Here is a 13,434-nt window from a genome sequence, read left to right on the forward strand (position 1 = left end):
GTCATGCTGACTCCGATAAAACGACGCGGCACACCGAGGTGTGCCGCGTTTATTAGGTTACAGGGTTAGTTCGCCAGATCGCCTTCATCCAGATAGCTGGCGGTCCAGAAGAACGGCGCATTCCAGTTCACCGTGACTTCGTTAAGGGTCCAGGCACCAATCTCATCTTTCCAGCACATCTGGCCGATGCAGTTGCCCTTGAGGGTGGCGGCGACCGGATCGCTGAAATTCATGGAGTTAGGACCGCCCGACAGCACACCCGGCGGCACCATCGGCGAGGCCGCATCCACCTGGTGTGCCCAGAATCTGTGGTGCGGATTCTGCAGCGGGCGACTGCCGTAACCGGAGACATAGGATTGATCCAGTGGGTTGCGCCCGAGCAGGTAGTCCATCGCATCAGACATGGCCTGCACATATTTGCGCTCGCCGGTGATGTCGTGGGCCAGCCCCAGGAAGATGCTGCGGTTCATCAGGTTGGAGTTGGAGCCCCAGGGATACTGTTCTGCCGTGTAGGGGATCAGATAGCCTTCCTGATCCACGCGTTGCTGATAGGCATCCGCAGTCGCCACTATGGCTGCGCGGGCGCGCTGCACATCGGCTTGCGGCAGTGTGTTGGGCACCAGGGCCAGCGTGATGGTGCCGGCACTGGCCACACCTTGCCAGTAGAGGTCGCCGGTGGCGTCCTTGTCACCCTTCGGTGTCGTCAGGTAGTAACGGGAGTTCTGGATAGCATCGCGGTACTCTGTCTTGCCGGTAGTGGCGAACAACTCGGCGGCTGCCCAGTAGAATTCATCATCCAGCTGGGTGTCGTCATAGGGACCGGAGCCGACGAAGTTGTCATAGGCGTAGACATCCGGATGTTTCTTCGCCGCTTGCCAGGCTGTTTCGGCCGCCTTCAGGCAGCGTGCGGCATAGGGGGCATCGCTCTGTTTCCAGACCCGGGCACACTGGGCCGCGGTCGCCGCCAGATTCAGCGTGGCCGCGGTGCTGGGGTGACTCAGGTAACGGGGTTGCGGATCCTTGTGCGGCGGCAGCGGCATGCCGGTCCAGGCCTCATCGGCGACCTTGTGGAACGCCATGCCAGAGGCATCGATCTCGGTCAGCTTGAGCGCATCCAGATGCGCGGATTGATCACCGACCGGCACGGCGGCCTTCTTGCCTTCTGGCACTTGCATCGCCAGCATGAAGTCCATCATCCAGCGCGCCTCGTCCAGCAAGTCATTCTTGCCGTTGCCGCTTTCCGGGATCTTCACCTGGCCATCGCTAAACGCACTGGCCGAGCGTTTGCGGCCGTGCTGTTCATGCTCGTAGAAGTTCATCAGCGTCCAGGTGGAGATGCCGCCGTTGACCACGTACTTGCCCTGATCGCCGGCATCGTACCAGCCTCCGGTGACATCCAGCTTGTAATCGCAACCGGGCCAGGCGTTGCCTTTGGCATCGGTCTTGTTAAAGCAGGTCACCTGTTCCGGCTTGTGGCCGGCGGGGCGGGCCAAATCGGCACGCTGGACATATTTGCTTTCGATGTCGATACCACTGCGCTGCTGGTAGAAGAAGGAGAGGGCGTCAAACTTCATCTTTTGATACAGCTGGGGATCGATGCTGAACGGGTGGCTCTTCTTGTCATTGACCACCAGCACCAGATCGCGTGCTGGTTGGGTGACCTGGCTGAAATCCACAATGTGTACTTTCTCGCCGGAGGCCGGATTCAGACCAAACGGCCGGGTTTGGCCTTCTGCCAGCTTGTTACCCTGGCTATCGAGCAGGGTCCAGGGCAGCGGTGTGGCGGCATCACTGACGACGGTTGCACGCTTCTGGGCGTGGGGCAGGTAACCGACCTGGTTGACCCGGACTTCGGCAAAGTCATTTTTGGCCTTCAGGCGCGGGCCTTTGAGGGAGGCCTTGCCGACACAGACGGTGGTCGGGGTCTGGGTGCCAAGCTGCAACTGGAATTGGGTCTTCTCGTCGGTAGCTGACGGCGTGAATGTGAAGTCGAACTGTTTGGCGCTGGCCCCCAGCTCGATGTCCTGTATCAGATAGCTGGTATAAGGGGCGCCATCATGCTGAATCAGTGCCTTGGCATGGATCGGCTGCTTGGCAGAGGCGGTAAAACTCAAGGTATAGGTTTGCCCTTGGGCCAGCGCCAGGCCGGATTGGCCAAAAATGACATCCCAGGGATTGCTGCCACCGTTGGTAAAGGTCAGACAGCCCATCTGCTGATCGGCACTCAACGGGCCGCCGGCAGACCACCAGCCATCTGTTCCCTGGGCGAAGCTGCCATTGGTCAGCAGCTCGTCAGTCGGACCAACGGCAGGGCTGTTGCCGGTGCTACCGTTGCTGGCACAACCCTGCATGGCCAGCACGCAGGAGATGATGAGCGAGACGTTACTTTTTCTAAATAGCTTCATTACTGCCTCTTCTGAATAAACACACCGCTTGAATGACGACATCGACTTGCCACAGTTGATTTGTGGAAATCGATTTCATGCGAAAGAAACAAGATCGTCGGCTAAAAATCAAATCCTTGTGTATGAACTGTGAGCAGAGCGGCACTTTGTGTGCAGTTTGCGCTTGGCTGTCGCCTTCAGGCGCGTTCTACATCACTGCTTTGTCATAACCACGCTTGGTCACTGATGACTGGCCCCGGGGGCAAAAATGACATGCTCACGCGATCCTATTCTGCTACGCGTACAATTTTCTATAGTTAAATCATTGAAAATAAAAGAGCCGGAGCAAGCTCCGGCTATAAAAAGGAACATACACATGGAACAAACTGGTATGAAACAAACCAATAGACCCTACCCATGACAGTAAGGTAACCGCATCCTAAGGCCAGAAATGGTTGCTCTGAAATCGATTTCCAGAATTCTGCTTGTTAATTGTGACTCGGCTCACTGTTTCCATGATTTTAATAACGGGAGACGACGAAATGAGCGGTTGGCCGCTGGCGAGCAGGTTATTTTTGCGATTACACTTGTGCAATCGATTTCAGATGATTCAATCATACGCTTTACGTTCTCGGGGTTGAGATAATGAAACAAAAAAGAGAGTACCGATCCGCGATGTTGGCTGCCGGCATCAGCCTGGGGCTGCTGGCAGCCGCCAGTGCCGGGGCCGCTCCCGCAGAGACACCCTATTTTACCGACTGGCCAGTGATTCACAGCGCGATTCCGGTGGAGCAGGCCATCGAGGCCAAGGTGCAGGCCATTTTGGCGAAGATGACGCTGGAGGAGAAAATCGGCCAGATGTTGCAGCCGGATTTTCGTGAAGTGACACCGGACGAGATCCGTCAATACAAGATTGGCTCTGTGCTCAACGGCGGCGGTGGCTGGCCGGGCAATAACAAGCAGGCGCCAGCCCAGGCGTGGGCCGCGGAGGCGGACAAATACTGGCAGGCGACCGAGCAGGCGTTCCAGGGGCGTGGTTTTCGCATTCCGTTCATGTGGGCCACTGACGCCGTGCATGGTCATAACAACGTGTTTCAGGCGACCATATTCCCGCATAACATCGGCCTGGGTGCTGCGCACGATGCCGATCTGATCTACCGCATCGGTCAGGCGACCGCCCAGGAAGTCGCGGCCACCGGTCTGGATTGGACGTTTGCGCCTACCGTAGCGGTGCCGCGCGACGATCGCTGGGGACGCACCTATGAGGGCTACTCCGAAGATCCATCCATTGTCTATGCCTATGCCGGCGAAATGGTGCGCGGCTTGCAGGGCTCGGCGGCCGATCTGAAGGGGCAGTGCCACGTCATCTCCACCGTCAAACACTTTGTCGGCGATGGCGGCACGCGCGATGGTATCGACCGGGGTGACAATTTCTACTCGGAAAATGATCTGCGCAATATCCATGCGATGGGCTATTTCTCCGGCCTCAATGCGGGCGCCCAGGTGGTGATGGCATCATTCAACAGCTGGCAGGATCGGAAAAACTACGCCGAGCAGATCGCCGACGGTGCCGAGTACAACGGCAAGTTGCATGGCAGCAAATACATGCTGACCGATGTGCTGAAACAGAAGATGGGATTCGATGGCGTCATTGTCTCGGACTGGAACGGGCACAGTGAAGTTGCCGGCTGCAGCATGGGGGCCTGCAACGCCGCCGTGATGGCCGGCATCGATGTGTTCATGGTCACGGCACGCAAGGACTGGATGGCATTCCGCAGCAGCCTGCTGGATGCCGTGCAGCAGCAACGGATCCCGATGGCACGTATCGATGATGCCGTCACCCGGATCTTGCGTGTCAAAATGCGCGCCGGAATGTGGGACAAACCGATGCCGTCGCAGCGGCAACTGGCGGGGCAGCAGACGGTGCTCGGCAGTGCCGAGCATGGTGCTCTGGCGCGTGAGGCGGTACGCAAGTCGCTGGTGCTGTTGAAAAACCAGCACAACATTTTGCCCCTCAAACGTCAGCAGAAAGTGCTGGTCACCGGTAGCGCGGCCAACGACCTGGGCAAGCAGGTCGGTGGCTGGAGCCTGACCTGGCAGGGAACCGAAAACACCCTGGCCGATTTCCCGAAGGCGGTGAGTGTGTTGTCTGCGGTAGAACAGACCATCGGCAAGCAGAATGTGCTGACCGCCGAGGCGTTCGCGCAACAGGCCGGCAGCAAGCCCGATGTGGCCATCGTGGTGTTGGGAGAAGATCCGTACGCCGAATGGTTTGGCGATATTCCTGACAACAAGACCCTCTCCTATGCCGAGATGAAGAGCAGCTATGGCGAAGATTTGCAGTTGCTGCGCAAATTGAAGGCGCAAGGGATCCCGACCGTGGCGATCTTGTTCTCCGGTCGTCCGCTGTATGTCAACGAAGAGCTGAACCTGGCGGATGCGTTTGTCGCTGCCTGGTTGCCAGGTACCGAAGGGTTGGGGATCACCGATGTGCTGTTCCGCGATGCGAACGGCAAAATCGCCCATGATTTCCGCGGTCGTCTCTCCTTCTCCTGGCCTGTGCAGAAGTGTGCGACCAGCATCAACCGCATTCCCTCGAACCAGCCTGGCTGGCAGCGGCCGGCGTTTGAGCAGAGCCCGGATAAGGCACACCAGCTGTTTGCGTTTGGCTATGGCCTGTCGTACCAGCAAGCGGCCAGCGCCCAGAGCCATTATGCAGATCTGGACAAACTACCGCTCGACAAGCGCAGTTTCGGTTGCAAGGAGAGCGATCCTTCGAAGCTGACGGCGGCGGCCACGCCACTGGTTCTGTTCGGTGCCAAGGCTACTGATGAGCACAGATTGCGCATGGGGGATGCCAGCAACTGGACCGGCACCGAGGTCTCCGGTAACAGCGTGACCGAGATGAAATACATCCGTGTCAAACCCGTGGACTACCTGCGTCAGCAGGATGCCCGTGAAGTAACGTTCAGCGGCAGCAGTCCCGAGACCGGTGCCACCATCCAGGTGCAAACGACGCGTGTCAAGGGTGCCGACCGTCGCAACTACCTCAAGGCCGATAGTCAGTTGATGGTGACACTGCGCATCAAACAGGCTCCGGACAGCCCGATGACGCTGGGGCTGCAGTGTGGCTGGCCTTGTGGCGACACCATTGATGTGACGGACACCCTGCGCCAGTTGCCGAAAGACAAGTGGGTCACGCTGGCGATGCCGCTGCGTTGCTTCAAGAATGACATGGATTTCTCAAAGACCAATACGCCGTTCATCATGGCCACCAGCGGTCGGGCTCAGCTCGATTTGGGTCCGATCAACTGGACGCCGGCCAGCGTGAAAGCGGAGGTAAAACAACTATTGCAGCTCAGTTGCGATGGCAAACCGGCGGCATAACAGTCACGCCATGCGCCCGGGACCAAGGTTCCGGGCGTTATTTCATACTTCAGAACCATTTCATAAATAGGCGGTGATCGCCATGCTGATCGTAACCAGAATTAAAATCGGGTTTATGGTGTTGCTCACATTACTGCTGGTATTAGCGGGAATGTGTTACTCCCGTACCGAGGATATTCACAGTCGATTTAAAACTGTCATCGACCGTGCAACGCCATTTTCATTGGCAACCAGCTCGCTGCGTGAATTGCTGATTGCCAGTAACCGCGACAGTCTTGGCTTTTTAATTTCACGCCAGTCAGCCCTGTTGCAACGACATGCTGAATATTATGATCAAAATAAATCCGCCTTTTTTGCGGTACTGGAACAGTTACGGAATAAAAAACTCGCTGACAGTGATAATGCGCTGTTAGATGAACTACAACAGCAGGCAACAACATTTTTTAAACACACTGAAATCATGATGTCCCGTCATCGGGAATTAATACGCAACGAGCAGGCACACCAGGAAAAGAATCGTGCCTTCTTGTTATTGGTGGACAGTTATTCCCGCTCTGTCGACTTATTGATTAAATTCACTGCCAATAACCGTTCATTACAAAATCGTGCTGAATCCGTGACCAGCAGCCTGGCGCGGGATCTGCGGGATATTCAGCGTATCAGCGAACACGCCGAGATTGAAAAGAGTCGTGCGCGCATGACCACGGATATCGCCATGGCGAGGTCACGCCTGCGCAAGATGGCGATACCCGAAGATGTGAAAGTCCGCATCACGCACAGCATCCAGCAAGTCGAGGATCTGGTGCTCAAGGCCGGTGGCTTGCTTGAACTGATGCAAAACAATCTGAGCATCAGCCAGGAGCTGGTCCAGGCGCAGCAGACTCAGGCCCGGGGGCTGATCCAGATAGACAACATACTGGCCGCGCTCAGCAAGCAGAGCCAGCACAGCATGCAGACCGATAGTCAGCGCGCCGACGCGGCCATCAACAGCGCTTTCATGGTGATCTTGTTGCTGTCAGTGATCTCGATCGGGCTGGCAATCCTGATCACGGTGAACACGATGCGTGCCATCGGCCGCCCGCTGCGCCGGATCCGCATTGTGCTTGCCGACATGGCAAAAGGCGACATGCGCGCCCGGGTCAACTATGTTGCCGGCAACGAGTTCGGCGAGCTGGCGCAAAGTATCGATGAGCTGGCGGGCAACACCCGCAGTGTGCTGCTGGATGTGCAGTCTGGCTCCGAGTGCCTGGTGGCTGAATCTGACCGCTCGTCGGCAAATAGCCATGAGGTGATGAGCAAGGTGCAACAGCAGAAACGGCAGACCGAGCAGGTGGCGGCTGCCGTCTGTCAGCTGGAATCGAGTTCGGCCGAGGTCGCGCGCTCCAGCCTGATCGCCAAGGAGCAAATCGACAGCGCGCATGAGGCCTCCACCCGCGGCATCACAGTGATCAGTGACAGTCGTCGCAGCCTGCAGCAGTTAGTCAGCGAGATTGATGATGCGGTGAGGATTTCACGCCGGCTGGATGTGGTCAGCAACAACATCGGCAACATCCTGGCGGTGATCCGTGGTATTGCCGAACAGACCAATTTGCTGGCACTGAACGCGGCCATCGAGGCGGCGCGCGCCGGTGACGCCGGCCGGGGCTTTGCCGTGGTCTCCGACGAGGTGCGGGCGCTGGCCACCCACACCCAGAATGCGACGCAGGAGATCCAGTCCCTGATCGGCGATTTACAACACTGCAGCGCCGATGTGCTCGGCGTTATGTCGCGCAGCCAGGAGAATACCCAGTCCAGCGTGGATCATATCCTCGAGGCGGAGCGGGCATTTGATAATATTACTGCCAGCGTGTATGCGGTGAAGGAAATTATTGATCAGGTCTCTTTTGCATCGGAAGAGCAAATATCTGTTAGCCAGGGAATTGCACAATTTATTGCATCGATTGCCGAATTGGCTCACGAGAGTGAAATGGTGGCCGGTTCATCATTGCATTCATCATTAGTATTGAAGCAATTAGCATCAGACCAACGACAACTGATTGCCAAGTTTAGGGTGTGAGGTGAAATAATGTTTAAGACGTTATGCTGTTTCGCATTATTAAGTCTGCCATTAACTGCGATGAGTACGACATTAACGATGGAAACCTGGCGCGTAGATGACCAGGCATTATGGCAACAAACGTTACTGCCGATATTGCATAAAATCGCTCCGGATTTGGACGTGAAATTGAATCCGGTTAAAACGTCAGAATATGACGCCACACTGCAGCAACGGCTGGAAAATAATACCGCAGGCGATCTGATTATTTGTCGCCCCTATGATCAATCCTTGGCGTTATTCAAAGCCGGACATCTGGTGGATTTAACCGATTTCCCCGGAATGGAGAATTTCCCCAGCTTTGCCAAATCGGCCTGGCAGACCGATACCGGTGCGGCCACCTTCTGTCTGCCGATTGCCTCTGTCATCCAGGGCTTTTTCTATAACGTGGATATCTTTAAACAGCTGCAATTAACTCCGCCGACCACGCGCGAGGAGTTTTTTGCCGTGCTGGAACGTATCCGCCACGATGGTCGCTATCTACCGCTCGCGCTGGCCGCCCATGATAACTGGGTCGTCTCTGAACTGGGCTTTTTGAACATTGGGCCCGCGTACTGGAAAGGCGAGGATGGCAGGCTGGCACTGATCCATGGCGACAGTACCTTTACCAGTGCACCGTTTGTCGCGGCATTCGATGAGCTCAGACAGTGGCGACCCTATATCGGTGCGGCCGCGGAGAGCCGGACCGAGGCGCAGACGGTGGTGGATTTTGCCAGCGGCAAGGCGGCGATCATCGTTGCCGGCTCCTGGTCAATCCCGCAATTTACCGGCAAGGTGAATTTTGCCGCTTTCCATCCGCCGGTTGGCAAGCGCGGGGATGCCTGCTATTTCGTCGACCATACCGACATGGGCATCGGCATCAACAGTGCCAGCCCGAACCGTGCCGCTGCATGGCACCTGCTGGAGTGGATGTCATCGGCGGAATTTGCCGAAAGCTTCTCCAATGCCGTACCCGGTTTCTTCTCGCTGTCGAATCACTTCTTTGAATTGCACCATCCGGTGGCGCAGCAAATGATGAGCTGGCGCGATGAGTGCGACTCGACAATCCGGTTGGGGGCGCAGTTCTTATCGCGCGGCAAGCCGGCATTCAATGCCCAGCTCAACCAGTTAGCGCAGGCGGTGGTGCTGGGGCAGCAGTCGCCGCAGCAGGCGGCGGCGCAAATCCAGCAGACGCTGGCGTCCTGGTATCCGCCCCAGTCGCAGGCCGAGGCGAAGGCGAAAGCGATGCCGGCCTGTACTGTGCCCATGGTGCCCGCCAGTGCGGCGTCCACCGCCGTTCCGGCCCCATGAGGGGCCGGATGAGGGGCAGGTATGACAGGACGGGGTTGGCCGCGGGCTGACCTGTCGCGACAAGCGGTCGGGTGCCTGCGCATGCATAGACATGAGGTCAGATTGCGTGGCTGTACGGCATGGACCGCATCATCGCATGCTAGCCCGGCAGTTGTAACAGCCGGCGTGACAGTTCGCCCATCGTCAGACCGTGTTCCATGGCACTCTTGCGCAACGCGGTGAAGGCAGCATCTTCGCTGAGCTGATGTTTTTGCATCAGGATCCCCTTGGCGCGTTCAATCAGTTTTCTGGCCTCGAGTTTTTCCGCCATGTCTGCCATGGCATCCTGCTGCCGTCGCAGCATGGCTTGTTGGGCGCGAGCCTGCTTGAGCCAGGCTTCGACGGGTTCTTTATCCAGCAGCCGGTGGGGCACCAGCAAGACACCCGCTTCCATCAGCTGATCATGCAAATGCTCGGGAAGGGCATCATTGAACAGTACGACCGGCAAGCCGCGTTGTGCCAAGCCGATGCTCACAACCCGCCATTCAGCCGTCAACAGGCGGCAATCCACCATGGCGCCGTTCAAATCGGTAGGTAGCTGCAGTGGATCCGGACGCCGAATGGTCACAGGATCATGACCATAGCGGCTCAGCAACAGCGCCAGCCGGTTGGCGTGTGCCACGTCGTCACTGTGGATCAGGATGCGGGAAAAGCTCATGCTGTACCCTGCCTGCCAGGCGTGGGAGCAACACACGCCGGGTGTCTGATGATGGTTGCCGGGCCGAATAAACGGTTGAGCTCGGCTCTCATTACGCCACCTGCGACCAGAGCTGAGCGGCCGCCTGGTTCAGTTGCTCGCGCAGGCGGACCACCTCGCCGATCATGATCAGCACGGGTGTCGCCCCCTTGAGCCGCTCGGCTTGCTGTTCAAGTTCACCGAGCGTGGTGGTAAAGACTTGTTGTCGTGGCGTGGTGCCGGCGACGATCAAGGCCACCGGCATACTGGCCAGATGGCCATAACCGAGCAGACCATGGCGAATGGTTGCCGCTTGCTCCAACCCCATATAGAACACCAGGGTGTGTCCTTCACCGAGCAACTGGCTCCAGCCGAGAAATGGCCGGCTTTGCTTGTCGGCACCGGCTTGCAGATGGCCGGTGATCAGCGTCACCGAACGCGCTATGCCGCGATGGGTGAGGGGGATATCACAGCTGGCGGCGCAACCTAGCGCCGCCGTGATGCCAGGCACGACACTGAAGGGGATGTCATGCTGGCGCAGGAACAGCGCTTCTTCGCCGCCGCGGCCAAATACATAAGGGTCGCCGCCTTTGAGGCGGATCACCCTCTTGCCTTGTCGCGCCAGGGTCAGCAGCAGTTCATTGATCTGTTGCTGGCTGAACGAGGGTTCACCACAGCGTTTGCCTACGTCATGACGCTCGGCCTGCGCCGGAATCAACGCCAGGATCTCGGCGCCAACCAGCCGGTCATACACCACCACACCGGCCTGCTGGATCAGGCGTAATGCCTTGACGGTCAGCAGATCGACATCACCCGGGCCGGCTCCGACCAGGGTGACGTTGCCATGAGAAGTTGCCATACAGACGCTCCTTGTCCGTGTCATCACTGTGGCCGGTATTTGGCGACCAGTTTGTCGATCTCGCCGATACAGGTGCCACAGTTAGTGCCGCATTTTAACAGGGATTGCAATCCACTGCGTTCTTGAATTCCCTGTTCCACAATCGCCGAGACAATTTGCCGTTCGCTCACCCGCATGCAGGAGCAGACCATGCGGCTGTCGCCGGCGAGGGCTTGTTCGAGCGTGCTGGCCAGCAGGGACAGGTTCAGGGGGGTCGCCAGCAGGCCGGCTAGCAGCCCGACGTTGAGCTGCCACGGGTTGTCGCCACACAACAGCAGCCCGGCGATGCGCTGGTTGCTGAGTTTGACGGCTACCCAGCCGCCGGGCATTGGCAGTTTCAACCACTGGCCGCGACTGGCGATAGCTTGCCATAACTGACTCTGGTCGCTGCTGGCATCGGCCAGCAGGCGGCATTCACCGCCGTCCACCGGACGGCGACTCCACCAGTCCGGATCGCGGCCCAGGGCGTCAAGCTCCGGTTCATGCTGTCCAACCCACAGCGCCAGCCAGCGGGTGGCAAAGGGCTGTACCTGCACCCGGCTCTGCTTGAACTGTGGCTGACCGGAGATCGGGTCGACCACCGGTGCGACCAGGCGATTTACCCCACCACGGGCGGTGAACAGATCGCTCCAGTGCATCGGCATGAAGGCTTCGTCGTCGGCCAGGCCGTCATCGCGCTCCAGGCGTGCCAACACTTGATCCCGGCGCGATCCGATCCATACCAGTTGTCCCTGTTCCAGACCACTGGCCAGCAGCGTCGTGTGGTTGACGCTGATGCGTGGGTAAGGTTCCGTTTCCATCAGCCGTGTCAGATGGCCGGTACGGGTCATGGTATGCCACTGATCGCGCAAGCGTCCGGTATTCAGCAACCAGTTGCGTCCGGGACTGGCGTCGGGTGCGGGCAGATCCAGTTGTGGCAGCTGTGGCTGGACGGCCATCAGTCGCGCCTTGCCATCGGGCGTCGAGAAGTGGCCATCACCAAAGCGGCGATCACGTTCGACGATGCTAACCGCGGGATTGAGAGGCCAGCGTGCCGGCTGCCAGGCATCGAGTTCAGCGTCACTGAGCTTGGCTAACTCGCCAAGGTGCAGCTGGCGTTCGCCCTGATTCTCGAAGGCGGTCAGGGCGGCAAATTCGCGCAAGATGTCGTTAAGGCCTTGATAGGCGAAGGCTTCGGCAAAACCCATGCGCTTGCCCACTTCGGCCAGCGCCCACCAGTCGGGCCGCGCTTCGCCGGGAGGGGCGGTGAACGCTCGCTGCCGACTGATGCAGCGTTCGGAGTTGGTGACGGTGCCACCGCGCTCACCCCAGCCCGCTGCTGGCAGCAAGATGTCGGCAAACTTGGCGGTATCGGTATTCGGTGTCATTTCCGAGACAATCAGCAGTTCACAGTTGGCGAGGGCCTCGCGCACCCGGGCCGAGTCGGGCAGCGAAATCGCCGGATTGGTGGCGATGACCCAGAGCGCACGGATCTTTTTTTCATGCACTGCCGTGAATAGATCCACCGCCTTGAGGCCAGGCTTGCGCGCTATGGTCGGCGAGCGCCAGAAGCGTTGTACCCGATCGCAATGTTGTTCGCTGAAGCCCATGTGGGCGGCGAGCTGGGTCGCCAGCCCGCCGACTTCACGGCCGCCCATGGCATTGGGCTGACCGGTGATGGAAAACGGCGAAGCGCCTGGCTTGCCGACGCGTCCCGTCAGCAAGTGGGCGTTGATGATGCTGTTGCCTTTGTCCGTGCCCTGATTGGATTGGTTCACCCCCTGGCAGAACAGTGTCACGCTCTTGGGCTCGCGACAGAACCAGTGGTAGAAGGCACGCAGATCGCGTTCATTGACGCCACAGGTTGCCGCTACCGCCGCCGGTTCATATTCGGCACTATCCAGCAGCTGGCTCAGTTCGGCATAGCCGCTGACATGGTCGGCGATATAGCGCTCATCGAGGCCATTATTCTGCTGCAGATAGCGGCACAGACCATTAAACAGTGCCACATCACTGCCCGGACGTAGCGGCAGGTGCAGGTCGGCCTGTTCGGCGGTCATGGTCTTGCGCGGATCGATCACCACCAGCTTCAACTGCGGGTTGCGACTGCGTGCCTGCTGGATCCGGCGGAAAACGATGGGGTGCGTCCAGGCGGTGTTGGCGCCGACGATCACCAGCAGATTGCACAGCTCCAGATCGGCATAACAGGCGGGCACCACATCTTCGCCAAATGCGCGTTGATGGGCCATGACCGCCGAGGACATGCATAACCGTGAGTTGGTGTCGATGTTGGCCGCGCCCAAGTAACCTTTCATCAGTTTATTGGCGACATAGTAATCCTCGGTCATCAGCTGACCGGAGACATAAAAGCCAATCGCCTCGGGACCGGATTCGTCGATGATCTGCGTAAAACGCTCGGCTATGTGGTCGAGGGCCTGGTCCCAGCTGGCGTGTTTGCCGGCGACGCGCGGATAAAGCAGCCGCTGCGGGTAGGCCATGGTTTCCAGCAGGCTGGCACCCTTGATACACAGGGCGCCGTGATTGGCCGGGTGGTCACTGTCGCCGGTGAGCTGCTGGCCATTGGTCTGAATACCACAACCCACACCGCAGTAGGCGCAGGTCGTCTTGATGGCACCGGATTGTGCCTGTGGCTCAGTGATGGGAATAAGGCCCTGTTCGCTCATTA

At 58.5% G+C, this 13,434-nt stretch carries 7 protein-coding genes; 3 read left to right on the forward strand and 4 right to left on the reverse strand.

Translation table 11 applies throughout. The features are described from left to right. Nucleotides 1–65: 65 nt before the first annotated feature. Nucleotides 66–2,405, reverse strand: coding sequence for a glycoside hydrolase family 9 protein (locus ACFOSS_RS10685; RefSeq protein WP_377152340.1), 2,340 nt, complete (start codon nt 2,403–2,405; stop codon nt 66–68). 624 nt (nt 2,406–3,029) lie between these two features. On the opposite strand from ACFOSS_RS10685, the gene ACFOSS_RS10690 reads away from it, so the two are divergent. The 3 genes from ACFOSS_RS10690 to ACFOSS_RS10700 all read left to right on the forward strand — a co-directional run bounded on the left by ACFOSS_RS10690 (nt 3,030) and on the right by ACFOSS_RS10700 (nt 9,156). After that, on the forward strand, nt 3,030–5,771 hold the full coding sequence (locus ACFOSS_RS10690) for a glycoside hydrolase family 3 protein (RefSeq protein WP_377152341.1): 2,742 nt from the start codon (nt 3,030–3,032) through the stop codon (nt 5,769–5,771). Nucleotides 5,772–5,853: 82 nt separating this feature from the next. Further along, a complete protein-coding gene (locus ACFOSS_RS10695; protein ID WP_377152342.1) occupies nt 5,854–7,827 on the forward strand; it encodes a methyl-accepting chemotaxis protein in 1,974 nt (657 codons plus the stop codon). Nucleotides 7,828–7,836: 9 nt separating this feature from the next. After that, on the forward strand, nt 7,837–9,156 hold the full coding sequence (locus ACFOSS_RS10700; protein ID WP_377152343.1) for an ABC transporter substrate-binding protein: 1,320 nt from the start codon (nt 7,837–7,839) through the stop codon (nt 9,154–9,156). Nucleotides 9,157–9,295: 139 nt separating this feature from the next. Here the strand turns inward: ACFOSS_RS10700 and ACFOSS_RS10705 are convergent, their stop codons facing one another. The 3 genes from ACFOSS_RS10705 to ACFOSS_RS10715 form a co-directional block, all read right to left on the reverse strand. Beyond that, nucleotides 9,296–9,853, reverse strand: coding sequence for an ANTAR domain-containing response regulator (locus ACFOSS_RS10705; protein ID WP_377152344.1), 558 nt, complete (start codon nt 9,851–9,853; stop codon nt 9,296–9,298). 91 nt (nt 9,854–9,944) lie between these two features. Further along, entirely contained in the window at nt 9,945–10,730 is a 786-nt protein-coding gene (cobA, locus tag ACFOSS_RS10710) for a uroporphyrinogen-III C-methyltransferase (RefSeq protein ID WP_377152345.1), read from the reverse strand. A 23-nt stretch (nt 10,731–10,753) separates the two neighbouring features. Beyond that, the gene (locus ACFOSS_RS10715; RefSeq protein ID WP_377152346.1) at nt 10,754–13,432 is read right to left on the reverse strand and encodes a nitrate reductase; all 2,679 of its coding nucleotides are present in this window, start codon (nt 13,430–13,432) and stop codon (nt 10,754–10,756) included. Nucleotides 13,433–13,434: the final 2 nt, after the last annotated feature.

It is taken from the genome of Pseudaeromonas sharmana (assembly GCF_042649925.1).
GTDB classification, from domain to species: Bacteria; Pseudomonadota; Gammaproteobacteria; order Enterobacterales; family Aeromonadaceae; genus Pseudaeromonas; species Pseudaeromonas sharmana.